Annotated in this window: 14 protein-coding genes, 1 tRNA gene and 1 pseudogene; 11 read left to right on the top strand and 5 right to left on the bottom strand. The window is 70.4% G+C overall.

The window, feature by feature from the left end; translation table 11 throughout:
* Nucleotides 1-93: 93 nt before the first annotated feature.
* On the bottom strand, nucleotides 94-963 hold the full coding sequence (locus tag ABC766_RS15880; protein WP_043354879.1) for an NAD(P)-dependent oxidoreductase: 870 nt from the start codon (nucleotides 961-963) through the stop codon (nucleotides 94-96).
* A gap of 288 nt (nucleotides 964-1,251) precedes the next feature.
* Here ABC766_RS15880 and ABC766_RS15875 point away from each other — a divergent pair, with 288 nt between their 5' ends.
* The 5 genes from ABC766_RS15875 to ABC766_RS15855 all read left to right on the top strand — a co-directional run bounded on the left by ABC766_RS15875 (nucleotide 1,252) and on the right by ABC766_RS15855 (nucleotide 7,958).
* Nucleotides 1,252-3,312, top strand: a complete 2,061-nt coding sequence (locus tag ABC766_RS15875) for a carbon starvation CstA family protein (RefSeq protein WP_043379307.1) — start codon at nucleotides 1,252-1,254, stop codon at nucleotides 3,310-3,312.
* Nucleotides 3,313-3,322: 10 nt separating this feature from the next.
* The gene (locus tag ABC766_RS15870; protein WP_043354884.1) at nucleotides 3,323-3,544 is read left to right on the top strand and encodes a YbdD/YjiX family protein; all 222 of its coding nucleotides are present in this window, start codon (nucleotides 3,323-3,325) and stop codon (nucleotides 3,542-3,544) included.
* Between the two features lie 76 nt (nucleotides 3,545-3,620).
* Nucleotides 3,621-3,821 (top strand): DUF3606 domain-containing protein, encoded by a 201-nt coding sequence (locus tag ABC766_RS15865; protein WP_342144432.1) that lies wholly within the window; start codon nucleotides 3,621-3,623, stop codon nucleotides 3,819-3,821.
* Nucleotides 3,822-3,914: 93 nt separating this feature from the next.
* Nucleotides 3,915-4,349, top strand: coding sequence for a tellurite resistance TerB family protein (locus tag ABC766_RS15860; protein ID WP_043354888.1), 435 nt, complete (start codon nucleotides 3,915-3,917; stop codon nucleotides 4,347-4,349).
* Between the two features lie 336 nt (nucleotides 4,350-4,685).
* The gene (locus tag ABC766_RS15855; protein ID WP_345818886.1) at nucleotides 4,686-7,958 is read left to right on the top strand and encodes an efflux RND transporter permease subunit; all 3,273 of its coding nucleotides are present in this window, start codon (nucleotides 4,686-4,688) and stop codon (nucleotides 7,956-7,958) included.
* Nucleotides 7,959-8,193: 235 nt separating this feature from the next.
* Here the strand turns inward: ABC766_RS15855 and ABC766_RS15850 are convergent, their stop codons facing one another.
* Both ABC766_RS15850 and cynS read right to left on the bottom strand, forming a co-directional pair.
* A complete protein-coding gene (locus ABC766_RS15850; RefSeq protein WP_345818885.1) occupies nucleotides 8,194-8,466 on the bottom strand; it encodes a hypothetical protein in 273 nt (90 codons plus the stop codon).
* A gap of 505 nt (nucleotides 8,467-8,971) precedes the next feature.
* Nucleotides 8,972-9,460 carry a cyanase gene (cynS, locus tag ABC766_RS15845; protein WP_051044981.1) on the bottom strand — a complete coding sequence of 163 codons (489 nt, stop codon included), beginning with the start codon at nucleotides 9,458-9,460 and terminating at the stop codon, nucleotides 8,972-8,974.
* 336 nt (nucleotides 9,461-9,796) lie between these two features.
* Here cynS and ABC766_RS15840 point away from each other — a divergent pair, with 336 nt between their 5' ends.
* The 6 genes and pseudogenes from ABC766_RS15840 (at nucleotide 9,797) to ABC766_RS15815 (ending at nucleotide 16,599) form a co-directional block, all read left to right on the top strand.
* Nucleotides 9,797-11,662, top strand: a complete 1,866-nt coding sequence (locus ABC766_RS15840; RefSeq protein ID WP_345822771.1) for a sigma-54 interaction domain-containing protein — start codon at nucleotides 9,797-9,799, stop codon at nucleotides 11,660-11,662.
* An 85-nt stretch (nucleotides 11,663-11,747) separates the two neighbouring features.
* Nucleotides 11,748-13,031 (top strand): EAL domain-containing protein, encoded by a 1,284-nt coding sequence (locus tag ABC766_RS15835; RefSeq protein WP_345822648.1) that lies wholly within the window; start codon nucleotides 11,748-11,750, stop codon nucleotides 13,029-13,031.
* A gap of 177 nt (nucleotides 13,032-13,208) precedes the next feature.
* Nucleotides 13,209-14,771, top strand: a complete 1,563-nt coding sequence (tsaE, locus tag ABC766_RS15830; RefSeq protein WP_246410544.1) for a tRNA (adenosine(37)-N6)-threonylcarbamoyltransferase complex ATPase subunit type 1 TsaE — start codon at nucleotides 13,209-13,211, stop codon at nucleotides 14,769-14,771.
* A 19-nt stretch (nucleotides 14,772-14,790) separates the two neighbouring features.
* Complete coding sequence (locus ABC766_RS15825; protein ID WP_345822647.1) at nucleotides 14,791-15,531, top strand: nucleotidyltransferase family protein; 741 nt, start codon at nucleotides 14,791-14,793, stop codon at nucleotides 15,529-15,531.
* Nucleotides 15,532-15,655: 124 nt separating this feature from the next.
* A tRNA-Arg gene (locus ABC766_RS15820) sits at nucleotides 15,656-15,732 on the top strand.
* 323 nt (nucleotides 15,733-16,055) lie between these two features.
* Nucleotides 16,056-16,599: pseudogene (locus ABC766_RS15815) on the top strand (integrase core domain-containing protein).
* Here the strand turns inward: ABC766_RS15815 and ABC766_RS15810 are convergent.
* Both ABC766_RS15810 and ABC766_RS15805 read right to left on the bottom strand, forming a co-directional pair.
* Nucleotides 16,585-18,042: an MmgE/PrpD family protein gene (locus ABC766_RS15810; RefSeq protein WP_345822646.1), complete on the bottom strand. Its 1,458-nt coding sequence runs from the start codon at nucleotides 18,040-18,042 to the stop codon at nucleotides 16,585-16,587. The pseudogene ABC766_RS15815 and the gene ABC766_RS15810 sit on opposite strands and share 15 nt — an antisense overlap.
* A gap of 41 nt (nucleotides 18,043-18,083) precedes the next feature.
* Complete coding sequence (locus ABC766_RS15805; protein ID WP_345822645.1) at nucleotides 18,084-19,412, bottom strand: MFS transporter; 1,329 nt, start codon at nucleotides 19,410-19,412, stop codon at nucleotides 18,084-18,086.
* Nucleotides 19,413-19,427: the final 15 nt, after the last annotated feature.

The following is a 19,427-nucleotide window of genomic DNA, read 5'->3' as shown; positions in this document are numbered from 1 at the left end:
TCCTCGCCCGACACCCTCTCCCGCGACGGGGCGAGGGAGGGGGTACACGGGGCCGTTTCCGACCCCTCCGGACCGCGAGGGGAGCTGCCGCCCTCAGCGCTCCAGCCGGGCCACGAGGCTCGACGTGTCCCAGCGGTTGCCGCCCATGGCCTGAACCTCGGCGTAGAACTGGTCCACCAGCGCCGAGACCGGCAGCTTGGCGCCGTTGCGGCGGGCCTCGTCCAGCAGGATGCCGAGATCCTTGCGCATCCAGTCGACCGCGAAGCCGAAGTCGAACTTGCCCGCATTCATGGTCTTGCCGCGGTTCTCCATCTGCCAGGAGCCGGCGGCGCCCTTGGAGATCACGTCGAGCACCGCTTCCACGTCGAGGCCGGCGCGCTTGGCGAAGTGGACGCCCTCGGAGAGGCCCTGGACGAGGCCGGCGATGCAGATCTGGTTGACCATCTTGGTGAGCTGGCCGGCGCCCGCCGGGCCCATCAGCCGGCAGGCCCGGGCGAAGGACCCGATCGCGCCCTCGACCTTGGCGTAGGTCGCCGCGTCGCCGCCGCACATCACGGTCAGCACGCCGTTCTCGGCGCCGGCCTGGCCGCCGGAGACCGGCGCGTCGATGAAGCCGAGCCCCTTGGCCTCCGCGGCCGCGGCCAGTTCCCGGGCCACCTCGGCGGAGGCGGTGGTGTGGTCCACGAAGACCGCGCCCGGCGTCATGCCGGCGAGCGCCCCGTCGTCGCCCAGCACGACGCTGCGCAGGTCGTCGTCGTTGCCCACGCAGGCGAAGACGATCTCGGCGCCCTCGGCGGCCTGTCGGGGCGTGGGGGCGAAGGCACCGCCATAGGTCTTCACCCAGGCTTCCGCCTTCGGCGTGGTGCGGTTGTAGACGGTGACGTCGTGGCCACCCTTCTTGGCGAGGTGGCCGGCCATCGGCCCGCCCATCACGCCGAGACCCAGGAATGCGACCTTCGCCATGGTTGTCCGCTCCTCGCAGGCCCGGACCGCGCCGGCGCCCTTCCTTCTCCGACGGCGGGCGGCGACGGAGCTCGGCAGCCTGGCCGTGAAGGGGGTCGGGGCCGTGCCGGAGACCCGATGTGACACATTGGGCGTCGTGCCGCCGCCGACGCTGCATCACAGCTCGGATCGCTTGCGTCAACGGCGGACCAATAGGATAACCCGCCCGTGTAGCCCGGGACCACGAAGTCCCAGCCGGAGCCCCCGCGCGTGGCCCCGTGCGCGAGGCGGTCGGTCAGGGAGTGGGACATGGGTACGGCGCTCGGCAGGCATGGGCCATGGGCCCTCGTGGGCGCCCTCGGCGCCGCGGCGCTGGCGATCGTGGCGAGCCAGCGGGGCGAGACCATCAACGCCCTCTGGGTCGTGGTCGCGGCGGTCTGCGTCTACCTGATCGCCTACCGCTACTATTCCCAGTTCATCGCCGACAAGGTGATGCGCCTCGACCCGAAGCGCATGACGCCGGCCGTGCGGCACAATGACGGTCTCGATTACGTCCCCACCAACCGCGGCGTCCTGTTCGGCCACCACTTCGCGGCGATCGCGGGCGCGGGCCCGCTGGTCGGCCCGGTGCTCGCCGCCCAGATGGGCTACCTGCCCGGCATGCTCTGGATCCTGGCCGGCGTGGTCCTCGCCGGCGCCGTGCAGGACTTCATGGTCCTGTTCGTGTCGATGCGCCGGGACGGCCGGTCGCTCGGCGAGCTGATCCGGGCCGAGCTCGGGACGATTCCCGGCATCATCGCGCTGTTCGGCACCTTCCTGATCATGGTGATCCTGCTGGCCGTGCTGGCCCTCATCGTGGTCAAGGCGCTCGCCGAGAGCCCCTGGGGCACCTTCACGGTGATGTCGACGATCCCGATCGCCATGCTGATGGGCGTCTATTCCCGCTATATCCGGCCCGGCAAGATCGGCGAGGTCTCAATCCTGGGCTTCGTCCTGCTGATGCTGGCGATCGTGGCCGGCGGCTCGGTGGCGGCGAGCCCGGTCTGGGGACCGGCCTTCACCTTCACGGGCCCGCAGCTCTGCTGGATGCTGATCGGCTACGGCTTCGTCGCCTCGATCCTGCCGGTCTGGCTGCTCCTCGCCCCGCGCGACTACCTGTCGACCTTCCTCAAGATCGGCACCATCGTGGGCCTCGCCCTCGGCATCGCCGTCGTGGCGCCGCACATGCAGATGCCGGCGGTCACCAAGTTCGTCGACGGCACCGGTCCGGTCTGGGCGGGCAGCCTGTTCCCGTTCCTGTTCATCACCATCGCGTGCGGCGCGGTCTCGGGCTTCCACGCCCTGATCTCGTCGGGCACCACCCCGAAGCTGATCGCCAGCGAGGCCGATGCCCGCTTCATCGGCTACGGCGGCATGCTGATGGAATCCTTCGTGGCGATCATGGCGCTGGTCTCGGCCTGCGTGATCGACCCCGGCGTCTACTTCACCATGAACTCGCCCGCCGCCCTGCTCGGCACCACGCCCGAGACCGCCGCCGCCGCGGTGACCAAGCTCGGCTTCGCCACCACCCCGGAGGTGATCACCCAGACCGCCGCCGATGTCGGCGAGCACACGATCATCTCCCGCGCCGGCGGCGCCCCGACGCTCGCGGTGGGCATGGCCCACATCATCTCGTCGGCCATCGGCGGCAAGGCGATGATGGCCTTCTGGTACCATTTCGCGATCCTGTTCGAGGCGCTGTTCATCCTCACGGCCGTGGACGCGGGCACCCGCGCCTGCCGGTTCATGGTGCAGGATCTGGTCGCGCTGGCGGTGCCGTCGTTCAAGAACACCACGTCGTGGGGGCCGAGCATCGCGGCCACCGCCATCTCGGTGGGGGCCTGGGGCTACTTCCTCTACCAGGGGGTGACCGACCCGCTCGGCGGCATCAACACCCTGTGGCCGCTCTTCGGCATCTCGAACCAGATGCTGGCCGCGGTGGCGCTGACGCTCTGCACGGTGGTGATCTTCAAGATGAAGCGCGAGCGCTACGCGTTCGTGACCATCATCCCGACCGCGTGGCTGTGCATCTGCACCCTCACGGCCGGCTGGCAGAAGATCTTCTCCGCCGATCCGAAGATCGGCTTCCTGGCGCACGCCCAGCGCTACGCGGCCGCCGCCGCGGAGGGCAAGATCCTGGCCCCGGCCAAGAACGCCGACCAGATGAGCCAGATCATCCTCAACGACCGGATCGACGCGGTGCTGGCGGCCCTGTTCATCGGCCTCGTCGTCGCCATCGCGGGCTTCGGCATCGCCGCCTGCCTGAAGGCGTGGCGCGCGGATCGCTGGACCGCCCTGGAGACCGAGCCCCACATGGTCCCGGCGGAGTAGGGGGAGGGCCATGCGGCAGCCGTCGAACCTGCGGGATCGCCTCCGGACGCTGTCCAAATGCGTCTGCGACGGCGCCCGGCTGATGGTGGGGCAGGGGGACTACGCGGCCTATGCCGAGCATGTCCGCCGCACCCATCCGGACCAGGCGCCGATGACCGAGGTGGAGTTCTTCCGCAACCGGGAGAACGCCCGCTTCGGCGTCGGCAACACCGCGGGCTTCCGCTGCTGCTGAGCGCGGACCCGATGCGGCCCGGCCGGCGTTCTCCAGGCCGGAGGGCCGCCCCGCCCTCGCGAGACGCGGAGCACCGATGACCGACGAGAGCGTGCAGGCCCCGATCGAGCCCCGGGCCGTCAACATCGCCCATGCCTGGGAGCGGGCCTACTGGGCGCGCCGGTTCATGGTTCCGGTGGAGCAGGTCGAGGCCGCCGTGGCGGCGGTCGGCGACGATCCGCCCCGCGTGGCGGCCCATCTCGGGCGGGACTGGCCGGGCCACGAGCCCGCCACCTGAGCGCTCGTCCTCCACGATCCCGGGCTTAAGCTCGGCCGCATCTTGACTCGGCGGCCACAATATCCGCCATCTCACGCCCGACGGGAGGTCGGCATGAGCATTTTCCAGGACGCCATCCTTCGGTTTGGCCGCACGATCATGTCGTATGCGGGCGACGCGGTCTTCCTGCAGGCTGCGGTTTCGTCCGCCGCCAACGTCATCGTGGCGGATGGGGACGTGGGCGAGGAGGAGATCGAGTCGGCCATCACCGGCATTCGCGCCAACCCGATCCTCGAGAAATCGTACGACACGCTGCGCGTCGAGCAGGAGCTCTATGAGGCGATCGCCCGAGCCAAGACCCGGGCCGGGCGCATTGAGAACCTGCGCCACGTCGGCGCCATCGCGGAACGGCCGATCGAGCAGCGCCAGGACGTGTTCCTGATCGGCGCCGACGTGGCCGATATCGACGGGATCAGCGCGGTCGAGCACAAGGCGCTCGACGAGATCGCCGCCGCGCTGCAGGTCGACAAGTCCGCGCTGCTGCGGTGATCCAGAGGGCGCAGCGCCCAGCAGGCGCGGGGCTGCGCCGAGATGTATCGCCAACCCGCCCCCTCATCCTGAAGGGCCGAAGCGCCGCGGAGGCCTCGAAGCAGACCGCCAGTCGGCGCCGCGATCCCTGGCGCCCGCCTTCGAGTCCCGCGACGCGGGCACCGCAGGATGAGGGCGCAGCGGGATGCGGGGCATGAGGGGGGGGCGACCGCAACCCTGCGGCGATGCGGTCCGGCCCTTGCTTGACCGGACGTGATCGCGAAACAATCCGGGTCTAGCCGGTGAGCCGGTACACAGCGCGGAATTGCCGGCCCGCGGCCGGCCGGCGGAGACCGCATGGGCCTCGTCCTCTACGCCCTCAAGTTCCGGATCACGACCTACGTGCTCGCCGTGCTGATGATGCTCGGCGGCGTCGGCGCGATCCTCGTCACGCCCAAGGACGTGCTGCCGGTCGTCGACATCCCGGTCGTCGTCGTGGTCTGGACCTATACCGGCCTGTCGGCGCCGGAGATGGAACAGCGCATCACGACCTACGCCGAATACGGGATCTCCAATAACGTCAACAGCATCCGACGGATGGAGTCGACGACGCTCCAGGGCACGGCGGTTCAGCGGATCTACTTCGACCCGTCCGTCAGCCTGGATCTCGCCATCGCCCAGGTGGTCTCCTCCACCAACTCGATCCGCGCCGTGATGCCCACCGGCACGCAGCCGCCGGTGATCGTGCGCTACTCCGCCTCCTCGGTGCCGGTGATCCAGCTCGCCCTGACCTCGGCCAAGCAGAGCCTCAACGAGGTCTACGACTACGCCCAGTACCGGATCCGCCAGACCCTCGCGCAGGTCCCGGGCTCGACCCTGCCGTCGCCGTTCGGCGGTGCGCCCCGGCAGATCATGGTCGATCTCGACCTCAACGCCCTCCAGGCGCTCGGCCTGACGCCGCTCGACGTCACCAACGCCATGACGGCCCAGAACCTGACGGTGCCGTCCGGCCTCGCCAAGATCGGCGAGCAGCAATATCCGGTCCAGCTCAACGGCACCCCGCCCTCGATCGAGACCCTGAACCTCGCGCCGATCAAGGTTGTGGCCGGCCAGCCCGTGCTGATGCGCGACGTCGCCTATGTCCGCGACGGCGGCCCGCCGCAGGTCAACGTGGTCAGCGCCGACGGCCAGCAGGCCGTGCTGATGCAGATCATCAAGAACGGCAACGCCTCGACGCTGAACGTCGTCAACAACGTCAAGGCGGCGATGCCGACGATCCGCGCCGCCGCCCCCGACGGCCTGTCGATCAAGCCGCTGTTCGACCAGTCGGTCTTCGTGTCGAACGCCATCGAGGGCGTGCTGCACGAGGCGCTGACCGCCGCGGCCCTGACAGGGCTGGCGATCCTGCTGTTCCTCGGCTCCTGGCGCTCGACCATCATTGTGCTGATCTCGATCCCGCTCTGCGTGATGACCTCGCTCGCGGTGCTGGCGGCGCTCGGGGAGACCATCAACGTGATGACGCTGGGCGGCCTCGCCCTGGCGGTGGGCATCCTGGTGGACGACGCCACGGTGGCGATCGAGAACACCTACCGGCTGTTCGAGGAGGGCGAGGAGTTCCGCGAGAGCGTGGTCCACGGTGCCGCCGGCATCGCCAAGCCGGCGCTGATCTCGACGCTGGCGATCTGCGCGGCCTTCACGGCGGTGTTCGCGCTGACCGACACGCCGAAATACCTGTTCACCCCGCAGGCGCTCGCGGTCGTGTTCGCGATGCTGACCTCCTACCTGCTGTCGCGCACCCTGGTGCCGCTGCTGATCGACGTGATCGTGGCGCCGGAATACCGGCAGAAGCACGCCAAGGACCGGGCGCAGCACGAGGCCCCCCGCCGGGGCCGGATCGCCCGGGCCGCCGGACTCGTCGGCGCCCCCGTGATGCGGCTTGCCGGCTGGATCCATGGCCACTTCGAGCGCGGCTTCGCGCGGTTCCACCGGGGCTATGTCGGCCTGCTCCACGCGGTGCTGCGCCACCGGATCGTCACCGTCGGCGTCGTCGGCGGCGTGCTCGGGCTGACCGGCGTGCTGTTCGCCTTCGTGGGCCAGGATTACTTCCCGCAGATCGAGGCGAGCCAGATGACCCTGCATCTGCGCACCCGCACCGGCATGCGCATCGAGACCGCCCGGCAGGTCTTCGCCGAGGTCGAGGGCACCGTCCGCGAGGTGATCCCGGCGGATGAGATCGATCAGATCCTGCAGAATCTCGGCCTGCCGTCGAACAACTACAACTTCGCGTTCTCGGACGGCTCGTTCGTCTCCTACAATGACGGGCAGATGCTCATCAGCCTGAAGGAGGGGCACGGCCCGGTGGCCGGCTACATGAAACGCCTGCGCGACGTGCTGATGAAGCGCTTCCCCGACGTGACCGTCTATTTCCAGCCCGCCGACATGATCACCCAGATCCTGAATTTCGGCGTCCTCACACCGATCGACGTGCAGGTCTCCGGCCGGCACAAGGAGAAGGATCTGGAGGTCGCCCAGCGCATCGTCCAGCGGCTGAAGCACACGAAGGGCCTCGTCGACGTCCACCTGCAGCAGATCGTCAACGCGCCGCAATTCTACGTCGACGTCGACCGGCGCCTCGCCTCCGAACTCGGGCTCACCGAGCAGCAGGTGGCGCAGAACATGAACATCTCGCTGTCGGGCAGCTACCAGGTGACGCCGAACTTCTGGCCCGACCCGAAGACCGGCATCCCCTACCAGCTCTGGGTGCAGACGCCCGAATACCGCAACAGCTCACTCACCGATCTGCGCAACACGCCGATATTCGTGCGCGCGGCCGCCACCTCCGGCTCGGGCCCCGGCGTGCTCACCCTGCTCTCGAGCCTCGCCGACATCCGTCGGACGCCGACGCAGACCATGATCAGCCACGTCAACATCCAGCCGACCTTCGACATCTTCGCCTCGGTGCAGGACCGGGATCTCGGCACGGTGGCCCGCGCGATCGACGCCATCGTCCAGGACGAGCAGAAGAACCTGGAGGCGCCCGACAAGATCGTGGTGCGCGGCCAGATCGAGAACATGCGCTCGGCCTTCTTCCGCCTGGAGATCGGCCTCGGCATCGCGCTGATCGCCGTCTACCTCTTGATGGCGGTGAACTACCAGAGCTGGGGCGACCCGTTCGTGGTGATCGCGGCCCTGCCGATGGCGTTCTGCGGCATCACCTTCGCGCTGTTCGTCACCGGCACGACCTTCTCGATCCCGTCGATCTTCGGGGCGATCATGTCGGTGGGCATCGCCTCGGCGAACTCGATCCTGCTCGTCACCTTCGCCAAGGAGCACCGGGAGGCGACGGGCTGCAGCGCCCTGGAGGCGGCGATCACCGCGGGCGAGACCCGGCTCCGGCCGGTGCTGATGACCGCCTCGGCGATGTTTTTGGGCCTGATCCCGATGGCGCTGGGCACCGGCGAGGGCGGTGAGCAGAACGCGGCGCTGGCCCGCGCCGTCATGGGCGGCATCGCCTTCGCGACGCCCGCGACCCTGCTGCTGGTGCCGTTCCTCTACGTGCTGATGCGCGGCGGTCCGGCCCGGCCGGTGCAGGATTACCTGGAGCCGGAGGGGCGACCGGCGGCGGCCTGAGCGCCGGACGCGCGGCTCGCGCCTGCCCCGCGTGGGGAGGCGTCGGAGGTGGGGGGGCAGGCGGCGCCGGGACGCTCGATCCTGCACCTTCCCGAGCCCCACGCCATCAGGAGGAGGGGAAACGGCTCACCCCTCCTTGAACCCGCATTCCGGCGTGTCGTCGGCGTTGCCGTGATACGTCTACGGCAGGAACAGCCTCGGGCCGGCGTGGTGGCGTCGTGCGGTGCCTATCCGATCAGTAGCGCCGCTCCATCCGTCGCTCGTGCCGATCCATCCTCCGGTCCTGCCGGTTGACCTGCCGGTCCATGCGTCGCTCGTGTCGATCCATCCTGCGATCGTGCCGACGCTCCATGCCGAGGGTCTGCGCCTTGAGGATCAACCCGTCTGCGACGCTGGCCGCCTCGACCGCAGGCCGAGAGGTGCCGAAGGGCGCTGCCATCACGCCGCTTCCCAGACCGAGCGCGAGGGCTGCGGCGACGGAAAACCCCGCCAACTTCAGATGCGACATCGCCCTCTCCCTCGCTTGGTCGTTGCCGTCAGGACCGACCCTCGCAGTCTTGCGGATTTTTCGTGCGCTGCTTGATCGACGGAGACAATCCGAACGGAATGCGGCGCACGCCATGGCGCGACAGCGCAGCCGGGATAGTCGCGGATCGGAGGCGTCCGGCGGATTGACGGGATCGATCGGGCTCAGGCCCTGACGGACGCCGCGCGCCCTGAGCCCTCCGGGGCGACGACACGCACGCACGCCATCGCTTGCCGGAGCCGCGCTCCTCCCCCTTGCGGGGTGGATTTGGAGGTGGGGCGCAGGATGAGGCGGTGCGGTGCCTTCTGCACCACCCCACCCGTGACCCCTCCCGGCAGGGGGAGGGGATGCGCGCTGCCCTGTCGGAACGGGGTGTCAGACCGAGCGGTGTGGATCCTGAGGCCCGCAGGGGGAGAGGGGCGGCGGGCGTCGGTTCGGAACCGCCACGCCCGGACACCGCTGGGCCGTGCGGACCGCACGAATGTCCTCAGCCCTCCTTGAAGCCGTATTCCGGCGTGTCGTCGTCGTTGCCGTAATACTTGTACGGCAGAAACTTGCCCGACATGGTGAGCTTCACCCGGTCGCCCTTGTTGTTGGCCTCGCGGGCCATGTCCATGTTGAAGTCGATCGCCGACATGATGCCGTCGCCGAACTCCTCCTGGATCAGCTCCTTGAAGGTCGTGCCGTAGACCATCACCAGCTCGTAGAACCGGTAGATCAGCGGGTCGGTGGGCGGCAGCGACGGGATCGAGCCGCGGTAGGGCGGCTCGTTGAGCATCCGCTCCTCCGCCTCGGTGAGGCCGAAGAGTTCGGCCGCCCGCTTGGCCTGGGCCTTCGGCAGCTTCATCTGGCCGAGGCACGCGGCGGTGATCAGGAACGGCGACAGGCCGCCGATCGCCTCGTGGATGTGCTTCCAGGTCCAGCCCTTCTCGCGCTTGATGTCGAGAAGCTTCTCGGTGAGGTCCTCGCGCTTCATGGTCGGCTCCTGGGTTTCAATCTGCGATGGGTTCGGTGAGGCCGCGTCGTCCGCGGCCCCACCCACCCCGATGCGGGGTGCGCGTCCGGATCGCGACCGGTGAGGGGATACGGTCGCGACCGGACGCGGACATCCGCCGATCATCGGCCTGGCCGCTATCGGGAACGGCACCGGCCGACGGGCGGACCCCCTCCACGGCGCAAGCGGTATGCCAGCCGCGGAAATTCCGGAATCGCCAGCGCCGGCAGGAGGTTGGCCGGCCAGTGCGAGAATCACGACATCTCGTTGGAAACGAGATATCGTCAGACCATGACGACATATCGTGACGCCGGCGAGATGGGCGCGTTCGGGGTGGTCTTCGCGGCGAGCCCGGATCCCATGCTGGTGCTCCTGCCCGAGGAGGACCGGATCGCCGACGCCAACGCGGCGGCGGCGCGTCTGCTCGGTCACGGGCGTCCGGCGCTGCGGCGCGCCCGGGCCAGCGCGCTGTTTCCGGGCCAGCTCGCGGCCCTCACGGCGTTCACCCAGGCCGTCCTGGCGAAAGGGCATTGGTGGACGCGGACCCTGGCGCCCCGCGACGCGGCGGGCCGCGACCTGCGGGTCGAGACCGTGGCCTTCCCGCTTCCGGGCGAACAGATGCGCCTCGTCGTGGCGCTCGCGGATCCGGACGCCCTCCACCGCCGTCAGGTCGACGGCGAGGCCGAGGCTCATATGCGCGCGGGCCTCTCCGAGTGGCAGCGGATGGAGCGGATCTTCCGCGACATCGAGCGGGGCAACCAGCTGATCCTGCGCGCGGCCGGGGAGGGGATCTACGGCGTCAACGCGGAGGGCGTGACCACCTTCGTCAATCCGGCTGCCGCGCGCATGCTCGGCTGCGAGGCCGCCGACCTCGTCGGCCGGGACATGCATGCCGCCGTGCACCACACCCGCGCCGACGGCAGCCACTACCCCCATCGCGACTGCCCGATCTATGCGGCATTCCGCGACGGGATCGTGCATCAGGTCGATCACGAGGTCTTCTGGCGCGCCGACGGGACGTCCTTCCCGGTCGAGTACACCTCGACGCCGATCCGCGACCGGGGACGCCTGCTCGGCGCCGTCATCGTGTTCCGCGACATCAGCCAGCGCCGGGAGGCCGAGGCCCGGCTGACGAGCGCGCTCGCCGAGGTCGACTCCCTCCGGGAGCGCCTCGAGCTGGAGAACGCCTATCTCAAGGAGGAAATCCGGGCCGAGCGCCAGCACCAGGGCATCATCGGCCGCTCCCCCGCCATCGCGGCCACGCTGCGCCAAGTCGACCTCGTGGCCGGAACCGACGCCACGGTGCTGATCACCGGCGAATCCGGCACCGGCAAGGAACTCATCGCCCGGGCGATCCACGAGGCGAGCCGCCGCAGCGCGCGCCCGATGATCCGGGTGAACTGCGCGGCGATCCCCCGCGAGCTGTTCGAGAGCGAGTTCTTCGGCCATGTCAGAGGTAGCTTCACCGGGGCGCTGCGCGACCGGATCGGGCGGTTCGAACTCGCCGATGGCGGCACGCTGTTCCTCGACGAGGTCGGGGAGATCCCCCTCGACCTCCAGGGCAAGCTGCTCCGCGTCCTGCAGGAGCGCTCCTTCGAGCGGGTCGGCGAGGCCCGCACCCGCGCGGTGGACGTGCGCGTGGTCGCGGCCACCAATCGGGACCTGCGCGCCGAGGTCCGGGCGGGCCGCTTCCGGGAGGATCTCTACTTCCGCCTCAACGTCTTCCCGATCCAGGCGCGGCCCCTGCGCGAGCGGCCCGAGGACATCCCGCCGATCGCCCTGCACCTGCTCCGGGTCGCCGCGCGCCGCCTCACCGTCCCGGAGCCGCGGCTCTCGGAGGGCGATGTCCGCCGCCTCTGCCGCTATCCCTGGCCCGGCAACGTCCGCGAGCTGGAGAACGTGATCGAGCGGGCGGTGATCCTCTCCGCCGGGGGCCGGCTCCGCCTCGATCTGCCCGACGGCGAGGCGATCGGGCCCACGGACCCGGCCGCACCGGCCGCGGCGCCCGGCGGGCGGCCGGCCACGGAGGCCGAGCGCCGGGCCCGGGATCGCGCCGAGATCGTCGCCGCCCTGTCCCTGGCGGGCGGCCGGGTCTCCGGGCCGGGCGGGGCGGCCGAGCTGCTCGGCCTGCGCCCGACGACGCTCGCCTCGCGGATCAAGGCCCACGGGATCCCGCGCGGCTGATCCGGCAGGTCCTTGATCCGATCTTAAGATCGCTGTGCCAGGGGTCGCTCCGGCCTTCCCCGTCGACGTCGCAGCGCACCGGCCGATGCAGGATCTCTCCGAGCCCGTCACCCTCCCGGCCGGCGCCGTCCTGTTCGAGGAGGGGGCGATCGGGCACTGTGCCTACCTGATCCTGAGCGGGCGCATCGCGATCTTCCGGCGGCGCGACGGCGGCGAGTCCGTGCTCGGCCGGCGCGGGGCCGGCGAGCTCTTCGGCGAGATGGCCATCCTCGACGCCCTCCCGCGCTCCGCCGGCGTCCGCGCCGAGGAGGACTGCGTGCTCGTGCCCGTGGGGGCGGCGCAGATCCGCCAGCGGCTCGCCGGCGCCGATCCGATCCTGCGCCTCTGCCTCGAGGGGCTCATCGCCCGGTTCCGGGAGACCCTGCCGCGCCTCGGACCGGCGGTGGCGGAGAGCCGGCCGGCGGCGCTGTCGCCGGCCGCCCGAGCCGATTTCGACGCGACGGTCGCCGCCCTCGCGCAGGAGCGCGCCTTGCGGCGGGCCCTGGCCCAGGACGAGTTCGCGCTGTTCCTGCAGCCGATCGTGCGGCTCGCCACCGGGCGGCTCGCCGGCTTCGAGGCCCTGATCCGCTGGCACGATCCCGAGCGCGGGCTCGTGCCGCCCGCGGCCTTCATCCCGGCCGCCGAAGCAAGCGGCCTGATCGTCGCCATCACCGCCTGGGTGATCGGCGAGATCGGCCGGATCGTGCCCCCGATCCTGCAGGCCGGCCTGCGTGCCCCCGGCTCCGTCGAAGCGTCCCTGTTCGTCAGCTTCAACGTCACCGCCCAGGACCTCGCCCGGTCGGACATTCCGGGCCTGATCGACGCGATGCTGCGCCGGACCGGTATCGCCCCCGGGGCCCTCAAGCTCGAGATCACCGAGAGCACGCTGATGCAGGATCCGGCCGGCGCCGCCGCCGCCCTCGCGCGCTGCCGCGCGGCCGGCCTCGGCATCGCGGTGGACGATTTCGGCACGGGCTATTCCTCGCTCAGTCATCTCAGCGCCCTGCCGATCACCACGCTGAAGGTCGACCGGGCCTTCGTCCGGGCGATGCTGGCGGAGCCGCGCGATCGCCGGATCGTCCAGACCATTCTGCGGCTCGCCGAGGAGATCGGGGTCGCGGCGGTCGCGGAGGGCATCGAGGGCCGCGCCGAGGCGGAGGCCCTGGCGGCGATGGGCTGCGCCCTGGGCCAGGGCTACCATTTCGGCCGTCCGATGCCGCAAGCCGATGCCCTTGCGGCGGCGGCTGCCTGGGATGCCCTGCGCTGGCGGTGCGGGCCGGCCGAATTGGCCGATTCCGGGCGGCAGGGGGCCCACGGCGCCCGGATCTGAGGGAGTCCGGGCCTCGGCGGCGACGTTTGCCGCCTCCGCGAGCGTGGTTTCGATGCACCGGGCCGGCGGGAAGCGCGCGGCTCCGGGCGGAAACGCTTGCATCCGGTGCGTGTTTTCGGACCATGCGTCTTCGGGTCTCGGAGGCGGGCTTTGGACGGAGACGAGCGGGACGGGCAGATGGCCGATGGGGCGGCAGGCGCATCCGCGCGGCCGGTGCCCTGGGAATTCGTGCTGCCGGACGAGACGGCCACGGAGGATCTCGGCCTGTTCCTCTCCGAGTTTCTGCTCCCCGGCGACGTCGTCGCCCTGTCGGGTGGCCTCGGCGGCGGCAAGACCACGCTCGCCCGCGCGGTGATCCGCGAACTCGCCGGCGACGCGCAGCTGGAGGTTCCGAGCCCGACCTTCACGCTGATCCAGCCCTATGCGGCCCGGGACGGTCGGCCGATCATCCATGCCGACCTCTACCGGCTGCGTGACCCGGACGAATTGGTGGAACTCGGCTTCGACGAGATGGCCGAGGGCGCGATCACCCTGGTCGAGTGGCCGGACCGGATGCCGCCCCGCGACGGTCCGGTGCTGACCGTCGACCTGTCCCTGCGGGCGGAGTTCGGCCCCGAGGCGCGGCTCGCCCGGATCGACGGCACCGGCGGCATGCGCGCCCGCCTCGATCGGGCCCGGGCGGTGCGCCGCCTCCTCGACCGCAGCGGGTGGGACATCGCCGAGCGGACGCTGATGCAGGGAGACGCCTCCTCCCGCGCCTACGAGCGCCTGACCAAGCCCGACGGCACCAGCGCCGTGCTGATGATCGCGCCGCCTCGGCCGGACGGGCCCCCGGTGCGGGACGGCAAGCCCTACAGCGCGATCGTGCACCTCGCCGAGAGCGTCCACGCCTTCGTGGCCCTGGACCGCGGCCTGCGGGCGCTCGGCCTCTCGGCGCCCAAAATCTACGGCGAGGACCTCGCCGAGGGCCTGCTGATCCTCGAGGATCTCGGCAGCGAGCCGGTGATCGAGGGGGGCGCCCCGCGGCCCGAGCGCTACGCCGAGGCCGTGCGCGTGCTCGCCAAGCTCCACGCCAACCCGCTCCCCTCGGCCCTGCCGGTGGAGGACGGGATCGAGCACGTGCTGCCGCCCTATGACATGGAGGCGCTGCTGTTCGAGGCGGAACTGATGCCCGAATGGTACGCGCCGGCGATCCGGAACGTCCGCCTGACGGCGGAGGCGCGGGCGGCGTTCGTCGACCTGTGGCGGGAGGCGCTTCAGGGCGCGATCCCGGACCGGCCGACTTGGACCCTGCGCGACTACCACTCCCCGAACCTGATCTGGCTGCCCGAGCGCGACGGGCTGGAGCGGGTCGGGCTGATCGACTTCCAGGACGCCGTGATGGGCCACCCGGCCTACGACGTCGCCTCCCTGCTGCAGGATGCCCGGGTCGATTCCAGCGCCGAGTTCGAGCTGCGGCTGCTCGGCCTCTACGCCCGCGAGCGCCGCGGCCGGGACCCGGCCTTCGATGTCGGGGCCTTCGCCACCGCCTACGCGCTGCTTGCGGCCCAGCGGGCCACGAAGATCCTCGGCATCTTCGCGCGCCTGGACCGGCGCGACGGCAAGCCCGGTTATCTCGCCCATCTGCCGCGGATCGAGGGTTATCTCGCCCGCAACCTCGCCCATCCGGCGCTCGCCGGACTGCGGGCGTGGCACGCGGATCATCTGCCGGGCCTCGTCGCTCCGGCTCCCGAACCCTGACCATCGGATTCCCGACCGCATGAGCGAGCCCGCCCCCGCCGTCAGCCGCGCCTTCGTCCTGGCCGCGGGCCTGGGCAAGCGCATGCGGCCGGTGACCGCCACGGTGCCGAAGCCCCTGGTGGAGGTCGCCGGCAAGGCTCTGCTCGATCACGCCCTGGACCGGGTCGCCGAGGCCGGAATCGGGACCGCGGTCGTCAACGTCCACTATCTCGCCGACCTGATCGAGGGGCATCTTGCGGGCCGGACCGAGGGGCCGGCCACGCTCGTGTCCGACGAGCGTGGAGCGTTGCTGGAGACGGGCGGTGGCATCCGCAAGGCCTTGCCGCTGCTGGGCGCGGGGCCGTTCGTGGTGCTGAACTCGGATTCGTTCTGGCTTGAGGGGCCGGCCTCCAACCTGCGCCGGTTGATCGAGAGCTGGAATGGGGACCGCATGGATGGCCTGTTGCTGGTGGCCCCCACCGCCACCAGCCTCGGCTACGAAGGGGCCGGTGACTTCGTGATGGACCCGGACGGGCGCCTGGAGCGGCGCGGCGAGCGTGAGGTGGCGCCCTTCATCTACGCGGGCGTGGCGATCCTCACGCCGAGCCTGTTCGCGGACACGCCGACGGGCGCCTTCTCCCTCAACCTGCTGTTCGACCGGGCGATCGCGGCGGGGCGGCTTTTCGGGATGCGGCTCGACGGCCAGTGGCTTCATGTCGGAACGCCCGAGGCGATCCGGGCCGCCGAGGAGCGCGTGCGGGCGAGCGCGCGGACTCCGTAGGTCCGGGGGAGCGAGGTGGGACGCATGGGCCAGCAAGTCGTTGTCCAAAGTGTCTTGCCAAGCCGGATCCGAGCCTCTAGAAGCCCCTTCACACCGGCGGGCCAAGACCCCGCCGCCGTGTCAGGCGCCCGTAGCTCAGCTGGATAGAGCACCAGACTACGAATCTGGGGGTCAGAGGTTCGAATCCTTTCGGGCGCGCCACCACTTAGCCAGATTTCAAGACATTCCCGAACCCAGCGGGTTAACGCTGTGGGTAACAGCGGAACCACGCGGTAACGGCTGACGCCTGCACCGGATGCGCGATCAGCGTTCGTGACGTCGGGACATGATCCGGCAAAGCTCGCTTGCTACTGCCGAGCTTGTCGGTGGCCTAAGCCCCCACTGACCTTCCACGCTCGCCTCGCCACACCTCCGACCGTAGCGGGCGGGCGTGGATGCCAGGGAGATCGCGAAATGCGACTCCTCCTTTGGCCGCTGGCTTGCCCTCGTTCTGAAGCGAGAGTCCGTCGATCAGGGGACGGACGATGAAGAAGAGCCGGTTCAGCGAAGCGCAGAGCATCGGATCCTGAAGGAGCAGCAGGCCGGATTGCCGGTTGTTGAGATCTGCCGCCGTCGCGGCATCGGCGACGCGACGTTCCACACGCGGTGCTCGCGCTGGGGCGGCACGGAGGTCTCGGATGCGCGCCGGCTGAAGGCGCTCGACGAGGAGAGCCGTAAGCGCAAGACGCTCCTGGCCGAGGCGAGGCTCGACGTGGCCACGCTGCGCGAGGCTCTGGGGAAGACCTTCTGACGTCCAGTGCACGCAGCAGAGCGGCTTCGTCGAGGCCCTCAATGGCCGCTTGCGCGACGAGTGGTTGAGCGAGCAGCTGTTCCGGAGCCTGCCGGCGGCTCGGACCATGGCCGAGCTGTGGCGGCCGGACTGCAACACCTGCCGCCCTCACACGAGCTTCGGCGGGCTCAACCCCGAACGCATCTGCAACCCGGTCCGAGCACGACCAGAACCGAAACGGGCTCCGGTTACGAACGAGGGCAAACAGGGGGCAAGGTCGCCCATCAGGAAGCGATTAAACTCCTCAACCCTCGAACGTCGGTGAGATGTTCAAGGTCGTTGAGACGCGTGATCAGCGCGTCGGCGCGCGGCACACCGAGCACCGGCGTGATGAGGTCGCGCACCTTCGCGTTCACCCGCTCCGTATTCAGGGGGTTCTCCTTGGTCCCGGGCGGAAACTTCGTGAAATGTTCCAGCCTCCTCCCGTCGGTGAGGGTCACCTCGACCCGCGCGCTGCGCGGGGCCTCCCGCGTCATCAGGCCGGGATCGCCCACCACCTCCACCTTCTCGCGTGCGGACCGAATCGAAGGATTCTGCATCAGGCTCGCATCATGGCTGTCCGTGAAGGAGACGGCTCCTTTCACGAGTGCCAGGGCGACGAGATGCTGGCAGTTCACATCCGGCATGGCGCTGTGCCCGACGATGCCAAGCGCGTCGGTCGGCAGGTGCACGACGATCCGCTGCACATCTGCGGCGCGCAGGCCGTGGCGCTCGCGCAAGGTCAGGATTGCATCGAGGGGCGACTGGATCGGATACCCGACCGAGAAGGTCTTGATCGCGGTTTCCGTGATGAAATACCGGCTTCCGAGCCCATCCAGCATCGCTTCGGGCTTGGGGTCGGTCGAGAGCGCGATGAACAGATTGTGCGTGCCGTCGAGGACGTCGGCGACGCCAGTCAGGCCGGCCTGGACCATCGTGACCGCGGTGACGCCGTTGCGGGCGCCCATCCCGGCGAAGTCGAAGGCCTTCTCGATATGGTCCTCGTCCTTGACCCAGCTCCAGAGCCCGGAGACCTGCTGGGCCGCATAGGAGAGCGCGAAGCGCGTGCGCCGCTCGTCGAGGCGGGCGAGCGCGGCCGCTGCGCCCAGGGCCCCGAAGGTGGAACTCGTTCCCTCGGCGCTCCGGTGGGAGCCCCGGACGAGATCCGGCCCGAGCGCCAGGAGGAGACGGCAGCACAGATCGTAGCCGAGAACGACGGCGCGGATCATGTCCTGACCCGAGCGGCCCTCCTTCTCAGCCATCGCGAGAGCCGCCGGCACGGTGGCCGAGCCGGGATGCGCTTTGGTGACAGGCTCGAAATCGTCCGTCTCGTCGGCATGGGCGCACATGGCGTTGGCGAGGGCCGCGTTGATCGCGGTGGTGCGCAGATCCGAGGCCACGACGGTGGCCTGATCGATGCCGCCGAGGCTGCGGACATAGGCCGTCGCCATCTCGCCTGGCCGCATGCGAGCGCCGGAAATCATGGCGCCGAACGTGTCGAGGATGCGGTGCTTGCAGGCCAGCACGACATCCGGCGGAAGCGGCCTGTCGCGTGCCTCGACCATGTAGCGGGCGAGCCGCCCGGTGATCTCCGCCCCGGCCGGGGCCGCCCGGGCCGGCACGGCGGCGGTGGCGAGGAGGCCGCCCGCCGCCTGCAGAATCCTTCTCCGGCTCGTTCCGCGTGCCGTGGTGTCCTGGGCCATGCCGTGCTGCTCCCTGAGCCCTGCCGTGGGCAACGTGGCCCTCATGCGTCGGTTCGAGCGAGATGGGGCGGCACGGCGTGACCGTCTGCCCGGCCGGGCGCAACGGGGCGCGGGTCCCGGGCGCCCGGGTCACCGTGCAGATCCGCGCCGGCGGTCTCCGGGAGAAGAAGCGTCGCACAGAAGGCGACGCCGTAGGCGCACAGGGCGCAGGCGCCCATCGCGGTGCCGAGCGGCAGGCTGGCCGCCAGGATGCCGACCGTGGCGGGCACCACCGAGCCGAACCCGCGTCCGCCACCGAGGCAAAAGCCCTGGCCGCTCGCCCGGATCGACGTGGGGAACAGCTCCGCGAAGGTCGGCAGCATGCCGGCGGCCAGGGCGCCCTGGAACGCGCCCAGGAAGAAGCTCAGCACGATCGTGGTGCCGAGGCCGATCGGCGCGAGCAGGAGGATCGCGACGTTGCCCGATTGCAGGACGAGGAACGTCATGAAGGCGGGACGGCGGCCGATCCGGTCCGACAGCCAGCCGTAGAGCAGCGGGCCGACGAGGGAGCCCAGGATATTCATCGCGAGATAGCCGGTGCTCGACTTGATCGAGAGGCCGAGGGCCGTCCGCAGATAGGTCGGCAGCCACGTGATCATCACGTAGGCGCCCCCGAAGATGCCGGTGGACATCACCGCTGCCGCGAAGGTGCGGCGCAGATGCCGGCCCGTGAAGATCGTCCAGACCGGCGGCGACACCGCGCCGTCGGATTGCGCGGCCTTTGCCTGCATGTAGATGCCGGATTCCGGCACGAGCCGGCGGATGAAGAAGACGAGGCCGGCCGGCACGATGCCGAGGGCGAAGAATACCCTCCAGCCCATCTCCTCCGAGAAGAGCGCGGCGATGACCGGCAGAAGGCTGACCGAGATCGCGTAGCCGACCGCGTAGCTGCTCTGGACAGAGGCCGCGACCCGGCCCCGAAGGCCCGGCCTGATGACCTCACTGATCAGCACCCCGCCAACGGCCGCCTCGCCGCCATAGCCGACGCCCTGCAGGAACCGGACGGCGGCGAGCGACCAGAAATCGCTCATGAACGCGGCGAGGCAGGTGAAGCCGGCCACCATCAGGATGGTGAGCTGGAGAATCCGGACCCGGCCGATTCGGTCGGCCAGGATGCCGGCGGCCCAGCCGCCGACCGCGGCGCCCGCGAGGGAGGCAGTGGCGAGGTAGCCGGCCTCGGCCTGCGTGAGGCCGAGCGTTGCGATGAGGGCCGGAATGACGAGCGCGTAGATCGTCGTGTCCATGGCATCGAGGCCGAAGCCCGCGAAGCAGGCCCAGTAGGTTCGCCGCTCCGTATCGTCGAGGTCGTGGTACCAGCCGAGCTTCATCATGGTGCGTTTCCTCCT

The sequence above is a fragment of the Methylobacterium fujisawaense genome (assembly GCF_039619325.1).
Taxonomy (GTDB): domain Bacteria; phylum Pseudomonadota; class Alphaproteobacteria; order Rhizobiales; family Beijerinckiaceae; genus Methylobacterium; species Methylobacterium fujisawaense.
The sequence above is the reverse complement of the archived record's forward strand: the minus strand, read 5'-3'. Positions and strand labels throughout refer to the sequence as shown.